The sequence below is a fragment of the Streptomyces sp. NEAU-sy36 genome (assembly GCF_013423905.1).
Lineage (GTDB): Bacteria > Actinomycetota > Actinomycetes > Streptomycetales > Streptomycetaceae > Streptomyces > Streptomyces misionensis.
Genome location: NZ_CP058977.1, coordinates 1,327,598 through 1,343,950 on the forward strand (window position 1 = coordinate 1,327,598; position 16,353 = coordinate 1,343,950).

The window sequence follows — 16,353 nt, forward strand, 5'->3', positions numbered from 1 at the left end:
CCCACAATGGACCCATGAGGATCTCGGCACGGGCGGATTACGCGGTACGGGCGGTACTGGAGTTGGCCGTACGGCAGGGTAACGGCCCGGTGAAAGCAGAGGAAATCGCGGCCGCGCAGGGGATCCCGCACAAGTTCCTGGAGGGCATCCTCGGCGATCTGCGCCGCGCCGGGGTGGTGGACAGCAGGCGCGGCGGGGGCGGCGGTTACCGGCTCGCGCGCCCGGACGCGGCGATCACCGTGGCGGACGTGATCCGCGCGGTGGACGGCCCGATCGTCTCGGTCCGCGGCGAACGCCCCACGGGACTCTCCTACACGGGCACGGCCGAACCCCTGCTCCCCCTGTGGATCGCGCTGCGCGCCAACGTCCGCCGCATCCTGGAGGGCGTCACGGTCGCGGACCTGGCGGCGGGCGCCCTGCCGGAACCTGTACGGTCCCTGGCGGCGGAACCGGCGGCCTGGGAGAACCCCTAGTCGTCCCGGTCTCCCGCCTCGGGCCGGGCCCGGGTACACCCTGACGCCTCTCAACCCGCGCTGAGCGAGAGTTCGGGGCGGCGGGGCAGGCGGACGTCCAGGTTCCGGTCGATGACGGAGGCGAGCCGCCGAACCCCCTCGCCGACCTCGCCGGGGTCCGGCAGGCAGAACGACAGACGCAGTTCGCGGTGCCCCCGGCCGTCGGCGTAGAAGCCGGTGCCGGGCACGTAGGCCACGCCGGCGGCCAGAGCCTCGTCCAGCATCCGCTTGGAGTCCAGCGGTTCCGGCAGGGTGAGCCACACGAAGAAGCCGCCGTGCGGCAGCGTCCAGCGGACCGACCGGGGCATGTACTCCTCAAGGGCTTGGAGCATCGCGTCGCGCCGGGCCGCGTACATCTCCCTGAGAGCCGCCAGCCGGGTACGCCAGGGCTGGGTGCGCAGATACCGGTCCACCGTCATCTGCGCCAGCGACGAGTGGGAGAGCATGGCGCTCTCGGCGGCGAGAACGAGTTTGCCGCGCACGGAGGCCGGTGCGAGAGCCCAGCCCACCCGCAGTCCGGGCGCCAAGGTCTTGGAGAACGAACCCAGGTAGATCACGTCGTAGGCGTCCGCGCGCAACGGCCGTCGCGGCTCTCCCTCGTACCGGAGCAGACCGTAGGGGTTGTCCTCGACGACCGGTACGCCGGCGCGGCGGCACACCTCGAGAACGTCCTGCCGCCGCCCCTCGCTCATGGTGACGCCGGTCGGGTTCTGGAAGGTGGGCACGGTGTAGAAGAACTTCGCCGGCTTCCCGACGGCCGCGAGCCGGGCGAACGTCTCCGCGAGGGATCCGGGCAGTACGCCCTCCTCGTCGATCTGAACCTGCGTGATGTCGGCCTGGTGGGCGGCGAAGACGGTGAGGGCGGTCACGTAGGTGGGCGCTTCGGCGACCACACTGTCCCCCGGGTCGATGAACAGGCGCGCGACCAGGTCGAGTGCCTGCTGTGATCCGACGGTGACGACGACGTCGTCCGGTCGGGCGTGCAGCCCTTCCTCGGCCATCACCCGGCAGATGCTCTCGCGCAGCGCCGGATGCCCTTGGGCGGCTCCGTACTGGAGTGCCGTTCTGCCCTGGCTGGTGATGATGTCACCCACCATGTCTCCCACGGTGCCCAGCGGCAGGGCGCCCACGTCCGGCATGCCGCCGGCGAGGGAAATGATCTCCTCGCGCGCGGCGGTGGCGAACAGGGCCCGTACCTCGGAAGGCAGCATCCGTGCCGTTCTCGCGGCGAAACGGGACTGCCAGGGGTCGTCCAGCATATGCATGTGTGGGTCCTCGAACCGGTGGGGGCGATGGGCGAAGGTGGTGGACGAAGTCGCCGGGTCCGCGCGGTGGCCCGGCGCGGCGCGGGGCGTGTCAGTCGGCGCGGACACGGACGAGGGTCTTGCCGACGTTGTCGCCGTTGAGCATCCCGATGAAGGCCGTGACGATCCCCTCGAAACCATGGGTGACGCTCTCGGCGGAGAAGACCCGGCCCTCTTGGATGCGGGGTACCAGGAAGTCCTCCAGTTCGGCGCGCGCGTCACGGTGGTTGCGCACCAGGAAGCCTTCGAGGCGGATGCTCTTCTCGACGATGTCGAAGAGGTTGCGAGGGGCCGGTGGCGGATCCGCCTCGTTGTACTGCGCGATGGCTCCGCACCACGCGATCCGGCCGTGGTCGCGCATGGACGCGATGGCGGCCTCCAGGTGCTCGCCGCCGACGTTGTCCAGGCAGACGTCGATCCCGTCCGGGGCGGCCTGGGCCAGTTGTTCCCTCAGCGGACCGGCCCGGTGGACGAGGGCCTCGTCGAACCCGAGCCTGTCCACCAGGTGGCGTGCCTTGGCCGGGGAGCCGGTGCTGCCGATCACCTTGCGGGCCCCCCGCAAGCGGGCTATCTGGCCCGCGGCGCTGCCCACTCCGCCCGCCGCCGCCGTGATGAACACCGTCTCCCCCGGCCGCATCCGCGCGACCTTGGTGAGACCGACGTACGCGCTGAGCCCGGTGCCGCCGAGCAGCCCGAGCCAGGCGGTGAGCGGCACGTTGTCGTGCTCGGGCAGCACGCGCACGTCCTCGGCGCGGACGAGCGCGTGGGTACGCCAGCCCTGACGGTGCTGGACGAGCGTGCCGGCGGGCAGCAGGGGATCGCCGGAGTCGATGACCCGCCCGAGCGCCCTGCCCTCCAGCGGGGTGCCGAGTCGCCACACACCGTCCATGTTCTCCCTCATGTAGGGATCGACGGACAGGTAGAGGTTCTCGACCAGGGCGGTTCCCGGCCCGGGCTCGGGCAGGGGGGAGGAGACGAAGGCGAAGTCCCGTTCGACGGGCATTCCGGCCGGACGGCGTCTTTGGTGCACGGACAGCATGGACGGCTTCATGGGGGTCCTGTTCTGGTGGTCTGGTCCGGCGGCGGGGCGGGTCATGCGCGTTCCCAGCGCACCAGGGTGGGCAGCGCCAGGACCACGACGACGAGGTTGAGGGCGGCGCCGATGATCCACGGTGCGATGAGGCCGTACGAGTCGGCGACCAGGCCGCCGGCCGCGGCGCCGAGGGGGATCGCACCGTAGGCCACCATGCGCCCGGCACCGCTGACGCGGCCGAGCAGGTGGTTGGGGGTCAGGCGCTGTTTCAGCGAGCCGGACACCACGTTCCAGACGGCCAGGGACGCCGAACGGAGAGTGAAGAGCAGGATCATCACCAGCGGGCCTCTGCTGAGGACCCCGATGGCCAACCAGATGAACGGGCCGGTCAGTTGGACGGTCAGTGCGACGGTCCGGCCGCCGAAGCGGTCCACCAGGCGCTTGGACACCAGACCGCCCAGAACACCGCCGACGGCCATGGCCGCCAGCAGGACGCCGTATCCGCTGTCGCCCACGTGCAGCACGTCGTGGGCGAAGAGTACGAGCGTGGACAGTGCCATGGTCTTGCAGAAATTGCTGGCCGCCGCCATCAACGACAGGTTGCGCAGCAGCCGGTTGCGCAGGAGGAAGCGGAGCCCTTCGGCCGTGCTCGCGGACAGCGCTCGGGGGGCTCCGTCGGGGGCCTGGCGCGGCAGCCGGCGGATGCGCAGGATCAGCAGCAGTGAGACCAGGAAGGTCGCGGCGTCCGTCCAGAAGGGCAGCGGGAGCCAGAAGGAGAACAGGGCGGCACCCAGTGGCGGGCCGGCGAAGTCCCGGGTGACCGATTCGGTCGCGATCTGTCTGCCGTTCGCCGTCTCCAGCAGGCCGGTGGGGACCAGGTTGACCACGAGCGCCTGGTTGGCACCGCTGAACAGGACGTCACCGAGGCCGATGGTGAAGGCGAGGACGTACAGCGGCCAGAGATGGCGCAGTCCCGCGGTGGCGGCGAGGGCGACGGCCGTCATGGCGACGAGCTGCCATATCTGCGCACCGACCATCAGGCGGCGCCGGTCGAAACGGTCCACGACCGTTCCGCCGATGACGGCGAGGAACCAGGGCAGCTCCGCCGCCAGGACGACAGCGGAGATCTCGCGCGGGTCCTGGGTGAGGCGGTGGGCCAGCAGGGGAAGGGCGGCGATCAGCGCTCCGTCGCCGAGCGTGGAGACGGCACCCGCCGACCACAGCAAGCGCCAGTCGCGGCCAAGACTCCCTGACGTGCCGTCCACCGCGGCGCGCGTGTCCGGCTCGACCGCGGTCATCGGTGGTCTCCGTACAGGACGCCCGCCGTGCGGGTCTCGGCGTGGGCGGTGATGCCGATGACGGAGCTGGTGCCGGCGGGCAGCGCTCGCGCGTAGGTGCCCGCGTGCCCGCGAGGCGTGTAGAACAGGCCCCAGGCCGCCTGCCACGGCGCTTCCCGTCCGGTGTGCGGGTCGGTGACGGGTTCCGGTCGGGGCAGTACGCGGCGCTGGACCACGCAGCCGGCCTCCATTCCCTGCCGCAGCACCCGGAACCACTCGTCCACGCCGGTGTCCCAGCCCGCCACGACACCCCGGCCGCCGAACTCGGCGTCCGGTTTGACCACGAGGTGCTCGCGCTGGTCCATGCAGTGGTCCAGCAGGGACGATCCGCTCGTCCTGCCGGATCCGCTCGTCCTGCCGTCGGCGGTGCCCAGGCGCCGGGTCCAGGGCAGGGTGCGCTGGACGACCGCCCGCTCTTGCGCGGAGAACGCGTCGGCGTAGCGCTCGTCGGACAGCAGCGCCATGCACCGTTTGCCGGCGAAGAGTTCGCTCTCCATGGGTATCCACAGCGCGGCCCGGCCCGCGCGCTGGGCATGCAGGAGGGGCGCGATCAGGTCCGGCCCCTGGGGTTCCGCCAGCACCTGCTCGATGTTGAAGCAGCGGAAGACGACGTCGACGGGCCTGCCCGCCAGCAACAGCCGCTGCCCGCGCAGCCGCAGCCCGTCGAGCTCGCCGATGTGGCACTCCAGCCCGTGTCGCCGGAGCAGCGAGCGCAGGGGTTTCCACGCCGTTCCGTAGCGGGCCAGCCCACCCGGCCCTTCCACGAGGGCGATGACGGGTTCGCGCCCCGGGGCCACGGCGGCGCCGGCGGCGCGCAGAGCGGCGGCCAGCTCCGCGCCGGTGTCGGTGTAGCCGAGCCCGTGTTGCTTCGCGAAGGCGGCGAATTCGGGATCGCCGAGCAGCGCGCGGGGGATCGCGCCCGCACGGTCGACACCGCCGACGGCGCTCGCGAGGCCGAACTCCAGCAGCTTGAACGACGTTCCGTCGTGGTACATGTCGGCGCGCCCGTAGAGCTGGGGCGCCATGCCGCCACAGCTGCGGGCCAGGGCGGCCCGAGGACCCGTCATGCCGATCGCCGCGCAGTAGCGGTCGAGGTCCCCCTCGAAGAGGCGCCGCGGCAACGACGTGAGCATGGTCAGCAGGTGCAGTACGTCGGCGCTGAAGCCGTTGAGCTGGGCCCGGTCGGCGAAGACCGGGCGCGGGAGGTACCGTCCGCTCCAGTCGGCCAGTTCCGGGGCCCGTTGGACTCGTTCCATGGCGTGTGCGAGACGGCTGCCCGAGGCGTGGACGGCCTCCTGGTAGGCGCGGGTGAGGGAGTCCGTTGCGAGGGGGCTCGGTGCTGGGGCGAGGGTCATGATGCGGATTCCAGTCGGTGATCGATGACGGTGGCGAACTTGCCGCTCACCGGGTCACGGGAGATGGCCCCTTCCGCGAGGCACTCCACTCGCATGTCGAAGACCTTCAGGCCGGCGTCGAAGTCCGTCGCGGTCCCGAGCTTGGAGAACTGCCGCAGGAGGTGGGCCCGCAGGTCCTCGGGGACACAGCTGCGTGCCGACTCCGTGCGCAGCACGACCGTTTCCTGCCGGCCCTCGGGGACGATCTCCACCTGGAGGCGTGAGACGCCGAAGGGCTGGAGTGCGTCGAGCAGTTCGGAGTGCAGGACGCGTCGGCCCATGATTTTCAGGAGCCCGTCCGCGCGTCCGGCGTAATCCAGGACAGGGCCGGTGATGCCGCAGGCGCAGTCGGAGAGCCGGATGCGTCCGTAGTCGCCGATGCGGTAGCGGATCAGCGGGCCTTCGGTCTTCTGCAGGCAGGTGATCAGGAGGTGGCCGAACGTGCCGTCGGGCACCGGTTCCCCGGCGTCGTCGACCACTTCGACGAGGTTGTAGTCCTCGCACAGATGGTGCCGGGTGCCCGTCATGGCCGAGCACTGATAACCCAGTTGGGCACCGTCGTTGGCGGCGAGGATGCTGGAGATCACCGTGGTGCCCAGTTCCTCGCGCAGCCATGCCTTGTCGGATTCGGCCATGGGGGTGCCCCCGTAGACGACCTTCTCCAGGCGCAGCTCCGGCCTGATGTCCTTGGCCTGGCGCAGCAACGGAAGCAGGAGGGCAGGCTGCCCCAGCACCGCGTTGGCCGCGAAGCCGGGGCCGGTCAGCCTGAGCAGGTCTTCGGCGGTCACCAGCTGGCCCGTGGTGTAGCACTGCACCGGCATCAGGGACAGTTCGCACGCGGTGGTGATCAGACCGCCGTACAGGGCTCCTCCGAACAGGGTGTTGATGAGCCGGTCACCCTCGGAGAGTCCCAGGGCGTAGAAGAGCGGTACGGCTTCACGGACCATGTTGGCCCAGTCGGAACGCGAGTAGGCGACGTACCGGGGTGTGCCGCTGGAGGCTCCGCTGCGCAGCACCTCGCCGCTCGGCACGGCCGCGGTGGTCAGCCCCTGCCCGTGCGGCAGCGAGTGCGCCTCCAGCGTCTCCTTCTCGAGGACGGGGAGCATGGACAGGTCCGAGCGTTTGGTCACCGCGGGCAGTCGGGCGTAGTGATCGGCTCGTCTCGCGTTGTGCACGAGATAGCGCAGCTTGGCGTCGATGCGGTCGGCTGCCGGCTGCCGGCTGCGGGCCAGGGGCAGGGAGGTGCCGGGCCGATGGACGCGCCGGGACGGCAGCCTTGCCCAGGACGCTTCGCGGTCTGCGGTCCACACGGCGCTCGCCAGCCGCGTGGGGCAGCGTCCGAGGGCGGCACCTTCGATGCGCAAAGCCGTCGGGTCGCCGTCGTCGGTGGTGGTGACCAGGTCGTCGGACGGGACCGCGGGGTCTTCGGTGCCCTGTGCGGCGGGGAGCAGCACGACGTCGGGGACACGCAGGAGTACGCCGTCCGCCTGGGTGCCGTGTTCTTGTACGCGACCGGGCGGGAGCGGGTGGCCGTGGTCGCGCAGACGACCGAGAAGGCCGGTCCAGAAGGGCACCCGCGCACGGTCGGTCCGGATGACGACGGCATTGCCCATGGCCCAGGACAGCAGCAGGCCGCGCAGGGTGTTGCCGGATCGCAGATCGTCCAGCAGCACGGAGCCGACGGGGGACCACTCGATCACGTCGCCGGTGGCGGGCAGCGTCTGGAAGGGGTACTGGCCGAGACCGTCGAAGAGCGCGTCCAGCGTCTCGGTGAGCGGATCGGGGGCGAAGAGCGCGCCGAGTGCGTCGAAGCCGTGCCGGGCGAGCAGGCCGCCGAGGAGGCCGTCCGGCTCGGCGTCCAGTTCGGCACGGGCGTCGGCGACTGCCAGGAGGAGATCGGTGGGATGGTGGCTCACGGCGCGGTGCCTCTCTCTACGGTGATGGAGCGGGCACAGTCCGCCAAGAAGTCCCGCAGCGATTCCGGATCGGTGTGTGACGCCTCCACGAACACGGGCGCCTGCCACTCCTGGTAGGTCACCGTCGCGGGGAGCGGCCGCGTCGGTGGCAGCACGTGCATCCGGTCGACACAGGGGTGGTCGCGAAGCCGCGGCGGGACGGTGATGCGGTGGTGGCCGCCGGCGGGCAGGTGGTGTCCGGGGAAGACCAGCCAGCCGTGGTAGCGGCCACTGGGCTGCGCCGGCGGCCGGGGCGCGAGACCGAGGTAGGCGGCGATCTCCAGGGACGGCAGGTGGGAGCCGGTGTGCCGGTGATGGGCGGTGACCACTCCGGCGCCCCCGACCCGGTTGCCGATCTCCAGGAAGACGAGGTCGTCGTCCGGGGTCTCGAAGTACTCCAGGTGGACGGACCCGGTGGTGATGCCGAGCGCGTCGACGACGCGTTGGGCGAAGCCGTGATGGCGCGGGTCCGGCGGTATCTGGTGCGAGCCGAGCGGCCGGCCGGCCACGTAGTCAACCGGTTTGCCGACGTATCTGCTGGTCACAAGAGTGATCAGCCTGCCGTCGCGCACCACGCCGTCGGTGTGGAGGACGTGACCCTCGATGTACTCCTCAAGCTGGTGGTCGCGCCGGTTCTCGAGTTTGCGGTAGGCGCAGAGGGCTTGTCGCGCCGTCTCGTAGACCCGCACGCCCTCACTGGAGGCGCCCTGGCGCGGCTTGATCACCGTCTTGCCCGTCCAGGGGAGGGGGCCGCAGGCCGGGGGCCGGGACACGAAGAGGGGGACGCGGATGGCGGAGCCGCGCAGGGCCTCCTTCATGGCGACCTTGTCGCGTACCCGTTCCACCTGTTCGAGCGATGGCCCCGGCAGGCCCAGGTGCTCGCGCACCCGGTGTGCGACGAAGCCGCCGAACTCGGAGAGGGAGAGCACATGTTCGTAGCCGTCGGCCGGTGAGGTGCGTGCGATGACGGCTTCGGCCAGGTCTTCGCCCGCCGGAGTCTCCAGGCGCCCACAGGGCAGGTCGCCCGGGATGTCGGCGAGCGAGTCGGCCGGGCCGGCGTAGGTGACCTCGTGGACACCGTGGTCGATGGCACGCCCGTAGTCGATCTTGCGGTAGGGCACCTGATGAATGACCAGGATCTTCATGGCCGGTACTCCAGACTCGTTACGCCCCAGGTGAATCCCATGGCGCTGGTCGCCAGCAGGATGAGATCGCCGGGCCGTAGACGCCGCTCGTCGACCAGGTCCCGCAGCGCTATGAACGTGTCCGCGCCACCCATGTGCCCCAGCCGGTGGTAGTTGAGGACACTGCGGCTCTCGGGGATGCCCAGAGTCCGCAGAAGACGCGTGTGCATCTCGCGATCTCCCTGGTTGACGAGGAAGTAGCTGATGTCGCCCGTTGTGCGTCCCAGTGCCGCCAGGCTCCTGCCGACGAGCGTGGTGAAGTTCTCTACGTATGCCTGGGCCAGCCCCTTGCGGTGGGGGCCCCGGCGGATGACGACCTCGCTGTCGCGTCGTTCCCCGTAGTAGTAATCGCTCCAGCTCGGATCGGTGCGCATGGCGGTGTGCAGGACCGGCAGAACGCCGCCGTCGCGCGCCAGCAGTACCGCCGCAGCCGCGTCACCGAAATTGAACAGAGCCTTCGAAGCAGGGTCACTGCGGTCCACCATCCTGCTGAGTCGATCGGCGATCAGGACCAGCGCGTATCCGCCCGGCTCGCCGTGGGCGAGCGCGTCCGAGGCCACGCGCAGCGCCGTGGTGCCGGCGTTGCAGAAGTTGGTCACCTCGAAGCAGTGCGCGTCGTGGATGCCGAGTGCCTGTGCCACGCGGGCGGCAGGCGACCAGAACGGCAGATCCCACTCTCCCGAGCCGGCGAAGATCACCTGGCGGACGGAGGACACGGCACCGGGCGTGCGCTGGAGCATCGCCCGGGCCGCGTCCCACGCGAGCCGCCACGAGGACTCGCCCTCGCCGAGGGCGGGGAAGGCGTCGCAGTGGACGATCTCGTGGATCTCGTCGACGTCCAGCCCCGCCGTGGCGTGCAGCCCCTCCACGGTGACGTGCGAGGCCGGGTAGCGGATCTCGATGTCGGCTATGGCGGCCACTACTCAGCCGCGATGCTCACGCGGTGCACGGTTCGGGAGACCCCCGGCGCCACCTCCGTGGCGGCGTGGTAGGTGGTGGCGGTCTTCCACAGGACGAGATCGTCGGGGGTCCAGCGGTGGGTGTAGACATGCTCCGGGTCCTGGATCAGCGAGTCGATGAGCGCGAAGAACTCCGCGTTCTCGTTGGCGTCGAAGCCCACCACCGAGTCCATGTACTCGGGCGCGCCGTACAGGTAGGAACGGCCGCTGTCGGGGTCCTTGCGGACCAGCGGGTGCTCCACCGGCGGGTGCTGTTCGGCGATGACCGCGCGCAGTTCGGCCACCGAGAGGCCGGCGTGTTCGGCCTGGATGCGGAACCGCTTGGCGACCGTGTGCAGTGCCGTGCGTCCCTCGATGCGGGCCTTCCACTCGTCGGGGAGGCGGTCGTAGACGTCGACGGCGCTGGCGTAGAGGGTGTGCCCGCTGGTCGAGGGGACGTTCACACCGTGCAGCAGGGTGTAGGGGGCGGGGTCGCTGACGTAACTGGAGTCCTGGTGCCAGAAGTTGCCTACCCGGGCGACTCCGATCGGCTTGTCGGCCCGGGTCTCGTTGGAGGAGATCATGATCTCCTCGTGGTCCGGGTGCCGGTAGCGGCTCATGAGGAACGGCACGGGCCGGCCGATCCGGCGGGCGAGTTCGATCTGCTCGGACGGGGTGATCCGCAGGCCGCGGACGACCACGAGTTCACGCTCGGCGAGGTTCCGCAGGACCGTGTCGAAGACGTCGTCGTCGCGGAGGTCCTCGATGGTGGCACCGACGATCTCGGTGCCGATGAACGGCGTGAGGTCTTGCATGTCCATGACATATCTCCTGGTGGGGTCGCCCGCGGCACACCGGCCGCGAGGTGGTGGACGGACTCGAGGTGGTGGATGGAGCGGTGTTCGTGCGACCTGAGTGACGTTCTTCGGTCAGTCCTGGTCGAGGCACGCCCGCAGTGCCCTGACGAAGTCGTCGATCTGCTGCTGCGTGCGGAAGGGGGCGGTGGTCACCCGGAAGCGCTCGCCGCCCTTGGGCACGGACGGGAAGTTCACCGGCTGCACATAGATGCCGTACTCGTCCAGAAGCCTGCGGGCGACACGGCGGATGCGCGTGCCTCCGGGCACGAGCACGGGGACCAGGTGGCTGGGGGCGTCGATGAAGGCGATGCCGGCTTCGCTCAGGGCCTTCTTCATCCGGGCGGCATTGGTCCGCAGGTCGCGACGGAGCCCCTCGTCCTCGCGGATGACGCGGAGGCTGGCGAGAGTGGCGTCGAGGCTGGACCGCGGAATGGTGGTGGTGAAGATGAACCCCGGGGCGTGGGACCGTACATAGTCCAGGGCGATGTCGGGTCCCGCGACGTATCCGCCGGTGGTGCCGACCGCCTTGCCGAAGACCCCCTGGACGAAGGTCGCCCGGTCTTCGCCGATCTCTTCGCACAGGCCGGCTCCGCTGGGGCCGTTGACGCCGATGGCGTGCGTCTCGTCGAGGTAGGTGAAGGCGTTGTAGCGCTCGGCGAGGTCGCAGATCTCCCGGACGGGGGCGTAGTCGCCGTCCATGGAGTAGACGGACTCGAAGACGATGAGCTTCGGGCGGGCGGCGTCGCACAGGGCCAGCTCCGCTTCGAGCGCGACGAGGTCGTTGTGCGGGAAGACGCGCTTCTCCGCGCCCGTTCGCCGGATTCCCTCGATCAGGGAGCGGTGGTTGAGCGCGTCCGAGAAGACGACCACGTCCGGTATGGCGACGATGAGCGTGCTCAGGGTTTCGAGGTTCGCGATGTAGCCGCTGTTGAAGACGAGCGCTCGCTCCTTGCCGTGCCAGGCCGCGAGCGACGCCTCGAGTTCGACGTGGGCCTCGCTCGTCCCCGCGATGTTGCGGGAGCCGCCGTTGCCCGTGCCGTGCCGGCGGGTGGAGTCGATCTGTGCCTGGATGACCTCCGGGTGCTGGCTCATCCCGAGGTAGTCGTTCGTGCACCACACCTGTATCTCGCGGCCCTGGTGAAGCGCGTGACCGGGTTTGTCGGCGAGGTACGAGCAGGGCACGAACTCCCTGTAGAGGCCGGAATCACGCAGCTCGTCGAGGTCCTGACGGAGCGTGTCGAGGGCGGAGCGGGAAAGCAGTGAGGCCGTGGTCATGCCATGTCTCCAGTCGTTGTCCGTCGGGCAGCGTCACGGCCAGTCGATGTCGTCGGGCGACGGGCCGGCCTGCACGGCGCCGGTCGCGGCACTGTGGTGGGGGCCGACGGCGAACTCGGCCGCACGGCCGCCGGCCTGCACGACGAGGAAGACCCCGAGGGCGATCAGGGCCCGGGTCACACGCTGCTTGGATCTCATCTTTCATCCCTTCGGGATGCCGGAAGCACCTGGGGCCTCCGGCGAACGGGCGTGCAGAGCGGCAACGTTGTGTGTCCGGCCCGTTGCCTTCGGTCGTAAACCTAGACGCGCAGGCACACGCTTGGCAACCCTGGTTGGTAAACTTGCCAAGCCTTGGCAACCCTGAATCGAGCTATTCACGCTTGCCAGGAGAGGGGCTGACGCCTCCGTGTCGGTCGGCCGCCCACCCCTTCGTGACTACCTGGTCGTCGGAGTGTTGCCAAAAAATGTCCAATGGCTGCCAACGGCTGGGTAGACTGACCCAGGGCAATGCGAAGAAGCGGGGGGAACCATGCGAACGACATCCCGATCACCACGGGACAACGCGCGGATGCCCTCCAGCGCGCGTGGGCGGGCCTTCGGAGAGGACGTACCGCGATGTTGAAAGGTCATGACGGAGCCCCCCTGCCTGCGGCGGCCCGCACGGTCCGCGCCTGGCAGCAGCCCGGCTTCGGGCACCAGCTCAGAAAGCTGCGCACGGAACGGGGCCTCTCGCAGAAGGACCTGGTCGGGGACGGCATGTCCGCCGGGTACCTGTCCCGGCTGGAGAGGGGTGAACGCCCCCCGACCGAACGCGCCGTGCGGTATCTGGCCGGCCGCCTCGGCGTGTCCCCGGACGAATTCGAGAAGACGCCCTCCGCCGCGGACACCCGCAGCCTGGCGCAAGTGCTCGCCGCCGCCGCCTCCGCCTCGGGCGCGGACACCGCGCAGCTGACCGCGGATCTCCGGGACGCCCTCGGTACCGATGAGCCGCACAACCCGGAACTGCGCTGGCAGGCTCTGTGGCTCCTGGCCCGCTACGCGGGCGACGAGGGCGACCGCGACGAGCAGTTGGCGCACCTGCGGGAACTCGTGTCTCTCAGCGACGAACTGTCCGCTCCCCAGCTGCGCGTACGCGCCCGCACACAGCTCGCGAAGTGCCTGCGCTCCACCGGTCAGCTCCACCCGTGCCTGGACTACGCGGGCGAAGCCTTCCGGATCGCCTGCGACCACGGCCTCCCCGCCCACGAGCAGGCGAGCGCCCTCATGGTGCTGGTCTCCGCCGAGGCGGAGAGCGGCCGCATCACGGAAGCGGCGGCCCACGCCGTCGCCCTGCAGACGATGGCGGACCGGACCACGGGCACGCTCCCGGCGGAGGCGAGATGGACCTGCGCCATGGTCAGCGTGCGCCAGGGCGACCACGACGCCGCGCTGAAGCTCATCGAGGGCGCCCTGGCCGACATGGACGCGCACGACAGCCTGTTGCTCTGGCTGCGCCTCCGGCTCGCCGCCGGCTCCCTGTACCTCCAGGCCACACCGCCGCGTACCGCCTTGGCCGCCGAGTGCCTCAGAGAGGCTGGGCGAGCCGTCAGCCTGGTCGGCACCGAACAGCACGAGCAGGAGCTGCTTTCGCTCGAAGCGCGGCTGGCGTTCGGTGAAGGACGCTTGGACGACTGCCGGTTCCTGTGCCGCCAACTGGAAGGCCAGGACCTGCGGTTGGGCTTCCGCGACCGCATGCGCCTGGAAGTCGTACGATGCCGGCTCGCGGTGCTCGACGGCGACTTCGAGGGCGGCACCTCTCGCCTGAGGGAGCTGGCGGAACAGGCCGGCCAGGCACTGAACGTCGATCTCGCGGCGGACATCTGGCGCACTCTCGCCGAGATCCTCGCGTCCCGGAGCGACAAGAACTGACTCCACGCCGTTCCCGGCCGCTCCGGGCTCGCGTGACGAAACGGTGACGGGCCGGTGCGAGGCACCGGCCCGTCTGTGGTGGAGCGTGTGCGTCAGCGGCGGCGTCCGGCCAGACGCCTACGGCTCACGTAGACGGCGGCCGTTCCCGCGCCGAGCAGCAGGGCGACGAGGGAGACGAGCCTTCCCACGTTCGCCATACCGGTGCTGGCGAGGGGCCCGCTGCCGCCACCCTGGTGCGCCCCGCCCCCAGGAGCGGCGGGCGTACCGGCGGCCGGCGGTGCCGAGGCCGGGGGAGCGGACGCCGGGGGACTGGACGACGGCGAGGCGGAGGGCGTCGGCGGCACCTTCGTGGGGATGTAGACGCCGGCGTCGATGGTGTGGTCGACACCGCCCGGCTTCGCCGGCGCGGTGACCGGCGCCGATCCCTTGCACAGCCGGCCGGAGCGGGGCGGGGTCACATTGGAGTCGTGCGCCCGGTCGGCGCCGGCCCGCGGCAGGGTGAACCGCAGCTTGGTGGCCGGCGGCTGTCCCGGCACATCGGTGGTGTCCGCGGTGCACACGTCGAACTCCACGGTGTACTTCGCGCCCGGCGTCAGCTGGTAGTCGGCGCCGACACCGCCGAAGTAGTACTCGCCGTCGGCGTCGGTCCTGGTGGTGGCGACCTGCTTGCCGTGGGCGTCCAGCAGGTTGATCGTGGCGTCCGGCAGCAGCACCTGCCCGGCGTCCTGGATGCCGTTGTGGTCGCCGTCGTACCAGACCACGTTGCCGATCTGGATCGGGGCGTTCGCCGCGGCGTACGCGATGTCGCCGAGGCCGCCGGCCTTGCCGAACCCGTTCTGGTTCAGGCCGACGAACTGGTAGGCGTTGGCGTTCGGGTCGTTGCCCGGCCCGGCGCCGGTGGTGATGTCGTAGTAACCGGTCCCGTCGGTGGCGACATGGGCGGTCGGGTCCATCTGCGTGGTGACGACCCACTGCTGCTGCGGGATGTAGGCGACCGAGCCCAGCGAGGTCTCCTGGTGCGGACCGGGCTGGTCCGGCGCGCCGAGGTTCGGGAAGAAGTCACCCGGGAAGTACTCGACGACGCCGGCGGACTCGGCACCGTCGGCGGCGGCGCCGGTCGCGTGGTTCGGGCAGTTGCCGGTGCCTTCCCACGCGTATCCGCCCTCGGGCTTGGCGCAGGCCATGTTGACGTCACCGCCGGCCATGCCGTTCTCGGGGGTGTCGTTCCCCTCCCGCGGGTCCAGCCCGCCCCAGCTGACCACGTCCATGAACCGGTCGCGGAAGCCGAGGATCAGGGAGCCGTCGCGGGCGAAGGCCATGCCGGCCAGCTCCGGCTGCGGGTCGATCATCGTCCCGTTCACCTTGAGGCTGTCCCAGTCCTCCAGGCGGGAGTTCCACGGGTGCCAGAAGTGGGACTGGGGGACGGCGGAGGCGCCGGTGAGGACGTTGCCGCGCTCGTAGGTCAGCGGTTGGGTCAGCACGGGGGTGAACCGCTTGCCGTCGTAGGTGGAGACGACGACCTTCAGGTCCTCGCGCTTCTGTGTGCTCTCCGCGCTGCACACGCCGCCGACGTACAGGGTGTTGTCGTGGGTGGCCAGGCCGAACGGCCGCCAGTCGGCGGACGAGGCGCAGCCCGGGTCGGGGATCGGCACCGTCGCCCTGGGCGCCGAGGCGGTCGTCCCGGTCGCGTCGAAGCTCACCAGCGAGCGGGTGCGCAGGTTCACCGCGTACAGGGTCCGGCCGTCCTCGGACAGGGCGAGACCGCCGATGGACTCCTTGCCCGGTGCGTCGGTGAACCCGGCGTCCTTGATCATGCGGGCCGTGTCGTGCGCGGTGACCGTGGCGCCCGGCACCTTCGCGAACAGCTTCGGGGCGCCCCCGCCGGTGGTCGGCACGGTGTAGATCGCGTCACCGCCGTCCGGCCCGTACGGGGTGTAGCGGCGGGCGAACTCCGACTGGAACAGCCGCTGGTGGTCGCGGTCGTAGGCGAGCCCGAAGGTCGTGCCCACCTGCTCCTGCGTGGCGAGCACGTCCGGGCAGGCCGTCTGGTCGGGGCAGGTGCCGCGGGTCTTGGTCCCGAAGGCCACCAGTGCCCGGGTGTCGGTCCCGCCGGCGGCGTTCTGCACCGGCACGAAGTACCGGGTGTCCGGCAGCGCGTAGTCGGCCGGGTCCCAGACGCCGGTGATCACCGAGGCGTTCTTGCCGCCCGAGACGTCCACGAACGTGGTGAAGCTGTCGAAGTGGTTCTCCGCCGTCGAGGCCGGCGCCGCCCGCAGGTACCCGCTGTAGGGCGCCGGCACCGTGACGTCCACGCGGTACCGGCCGCCGGTCAGCGAGGCCGACGGGGCGACCACGACCTTTCCGGTGGCGTCCGTGACGCCCGAGACGTGATGTCCCGCGGCGTCGGTGACGGTGACCTTCATTCCTCGTTGCGGCACGTCCATGGTCGTGTTGATCACGCCGGTGCCGAAGAAGTCCCGCAGTGTCTCGACGGTCAGTGTGCCGTCGGAGGTCGAGGCGCCGGCCTGCTCGGCACCCGTCGCGATCATGCCTGTGGCACCGCCTGTCAGCAAGAGACAGGACAGGCCCACCCGCACCAGCCTACGTAATGGCATCGCATTCCTTCGCGTCGTCTACGTCATCGCCCGACTCGGCA

General features: G+C 70.6%; 13 protein-coding genes. 2 read left to right on the forward strand and 11 right to left on the reverse strand.

From position 1 onward, the window contains the following. The first annotated feature begins 14 nt into the window (after positions 1–14). Positions 15–473, forward strand: coding sequence for an Rrf2 family transcriptional regulator (locus tag HZZ00_RS05970; RefSeq protein ID WP_180331226.1), 459 nt, complete (start codon positions 15–17; stop codon positions 471–473). A gap of 50 nt (positions 474–523) precedes the next feature. On the opposite strand, the gene HZZ00_RS05975 is transcribed toward HZZ00_RS05970, so the two are convergent. The 10 genes from HZZ00_RS05975 to HZZ00_RS06020 all read right to left on the reverse strand — a co-directional run bounded on the left by HZZ00_RS05975 (position 524) and on the right by HZZ00_RS06020 (position 11,987). Further along, on the reverse strand, positions 524–1,777 hold the full coding sequence (locus HZZ00_RS05975) for a PLP-dependent aminotransferase family protein (RefSeq protein WP_257585677.1): 1,254 nt from the start codon (positions 1,775–1,777) through the stop codon (positions 524–526). 91 nt (positions 1,778–1,868) lie between these two features. After that, positions 1,869–2,867: an NADP-dependent oxidoreductase gene (locus HZZ00_RS05980; protein WP_180331227.1), complete on the reverse strand. Its 999-nt coding sequence runs from the start codon at positions 2,865–2,867 to the stop codon at positions 1,869–1,871. 41 nt (positions 2,868–2,908) lie between these two features. Further along, positions 2,909–4,147: an MFS transporter gene (locus tag HZZ00_RS05985; RefSeq protein ID WP_180331228.1), complete on the reverse strand. Its 1,239-nt coding sequence runs from the start codon at positions 4,145–4,147 to the stop codon at positions 2,909–2,911. Continuing rightward, entirely contained in the window at positions 4,144–5,541 is a 1,398-nt protein-coding gene (locus HZZ00_RS05990) for a hypothetical protein (protein WP_180331229.1), read from the reverse strand. Before HZZ00_RS05990 ends, HZZ00_RS05985 begins: the two co-directional genes overlap by 4 nt. Further along, on the reverse strand, positions 5,538–7,496 hold the full coding sequence (locus HZZ00_RS05995; RefSeq protein WP_180331230.1) for a phenylacetate--CoA ligase family protein: 1,959 nt from the start codon (positions 7,494–7,496) through the stop codon (positions 5,538–5,540). The genes HZZ00_RS05990 and HZZ00_RS05995 overlap by 4 nt, the downstream gene beginning before the upstream one ends. Next, the gene (locus tag HZZ00_RS06000) at positions 7,493–8,680 is read right to left on the reverse strand and encodes an acetyl-CoA carboxylase biotin carboxylase subunit family protein (RefSeq protein WP_180331231.1); all 1,188 of its coding nucleotides are present in this window, start codon (positions 8,678–8,680) and stop codon (positions 7,493–7,495) included. Before HZZ00_RS06000 ends, HZZ00_RS05995 begins: the two co-directional genes overlap by 4 nt. Next, the gene (locus HZZ00_RS06005; RefSeq protein ID WP_180331232.1) at positions 8,677–9,639 is read right to left on the reverse strand and encodes a 3-oxoacyl-ACP synthase III family protein; all 963 of its coding nucleotides are present in this window, start codon (positions 9,637–9,639) and stop codon (positions 8,677–8,679) included. Before HZZ00_RS06005 ends, HZZ00_RS06000 begins: the two co-directional genes overlap by 4 nt. Then, positions 9,639–10,478 carry a TauD/TfdA family dioxygenase gene (locus tag HZZ00_RS06010; RefSeq protein ID WP_180331233.1) on the reverse strand — a complete coding sequence of 280 codons (840 nt, stop codon included), beginning with the start codon at positions 10,476–10,478 and terminating at the stop codon, positions 9,639–9,641. Before HZZ00_RS06010 ends, HZZ00_RS06005 begins: the two co-directional genes overlap by 1 nt. A gap of 108 nt (positions 10,479–10,586) precedes the next feature. Next, entirely contained in the window at positions 10,587–11,789 is a 1,203-nt protein-coding gene (gene hemA, locus HZZ00_RS06015; RefSeq protein WP_180331234.1) for a 5-aminolevulinate synthase, read from the reverse strand. Between the two features lie 33 nt (positions 11,790–11,822). Continuing rightward, entirely contained in the window at positions 11,823–11,987 is a 165-nt protein-coding gene (locus HZZ00_RS06020; RefSeq protein ID WP_180331235.1) for a hypothetical protein, read from the reverse strand. Positions 11,988–12,404: 417 nt separating this feature from the next. Between HZZ00_RS06020 and HZZ00_RS06025 the strand changes: the two genes are divergently transcribed. Beyond that, positions 12,405–13,697, forward strand: a complete 1,293-nt coding sequence (locus tag HZZ00_RS06025) for a helix-turn-helix domain-containing protein (RefSeq protein WP_180331236.1) — start codon at positions 12,405–12,407, stop codon at positions 13,695–13,697. A 92-nt stretch (positions 13,698–13,789) separates the two neighbouring features. On the opposite strand, the gene HZZ00_RS06030 is transcribed toward HZZ00_RS06025, so the two are convergent. Beyond that, positions 13,790–16,246: an SdrD B-like domain-containing protein gene (locus HZZ00_RS06030; RefSeq protein ID WP_257585678.1), complete on the reverse strand. Its 2,457-nt coding sequence runs from the start codon at positions 16,244–16,246 to the stop codon at positions 13,790–13,792. Positions 16,247–16,353: the final 107 nt, after the last annotated feature.

What these genes read in the sequence shown, in the direction of transcription:
- HZZ00_RS05970 (WP_180331226.1), top strand. Translation starts at nt 15, where the DNA reads ATGAGGATCTCGGCACGGGCGGATTACGCGGTACGGGCGGTACTGGAG.
- HZZ00_RS05975 (WP_257585677.1), bottom strand. Translation starts at nt 1,777, where the DNA reads ATGCATATGCTGGACGACCCCTGGCAGTCCCGTTTCGCCGCGAGAACG.
- HZZ00_RS05980 (WP_180331227.1), bottom strand. Translation starts at nt 2,867, where the DNA reads ATGAAGCCGTCCATGCTGTCCGTGCACCAAAGACGCCGTCCGGCCGGA.
- HZZ00_RS05985 (WP_180331228.1), bottom strand. Translation starts at nt 4,147, where the DNA reads ATGACCGCGGTCGAGCCGGACACGCGCGCCGCGGTGGACGGCACGTCA.
- HZZ00_RS05990 (WP_180331229.1), bottom strand. Translation starts at nt 5,541, where the DNA reads ATGACCCTCGCCCCAGCACCGAGCCCCCTCGCAACGGACTCCCTCACC.
- HZZ00_RS06000 (WP_180331231.1), bottom strand. Translation starts at nt 8,680, where the DNA reads ATGAAGATCCTGGTCATTCATCAGGTGCCCTACCGCAAGATCGACTAC.
- HZZ00_RS06010 (WP_180331233.1), bottom strand. Translation starts at nt 10,478, where the DNA reads ATGGACATGCAAGACCTCACGCCGTTCATCGGCACCGAGATCGTCGGT.
- hemA (WP_180331234.1), bottom strand. Translation starts at nt 11,789, where the DNA reads ATGACCACGGCCTCACTGCTTTCCCGCTCCGCCCTCGACACGCTCCGT.
- HZZ00_RS06020 (WP_180331235.1), bottom strand. Translation starts at nt 11,987, where the DNA reads ATGAGATCCAAGCAGCGTGTGACCCGGGCCCTGATCGCCCTCGGGGTC.
- HZZ00_RS06025 (WP_180331236.1), top strand. Translation starts at nt 12,405, where the DNA reads ATGTTGAAAGGTCATGACGGAGCCCCCCTGCCTGCGGCGGCCCGCACG.
- HZZ00_RS06030 (WP_257585678.1), bottom strand. Translation starts at nt 16,246, where the DNA reads ATGATCGCGACGGGTGCCGAGCAGGCCGGCGCCTCGACCTCCGACGGC.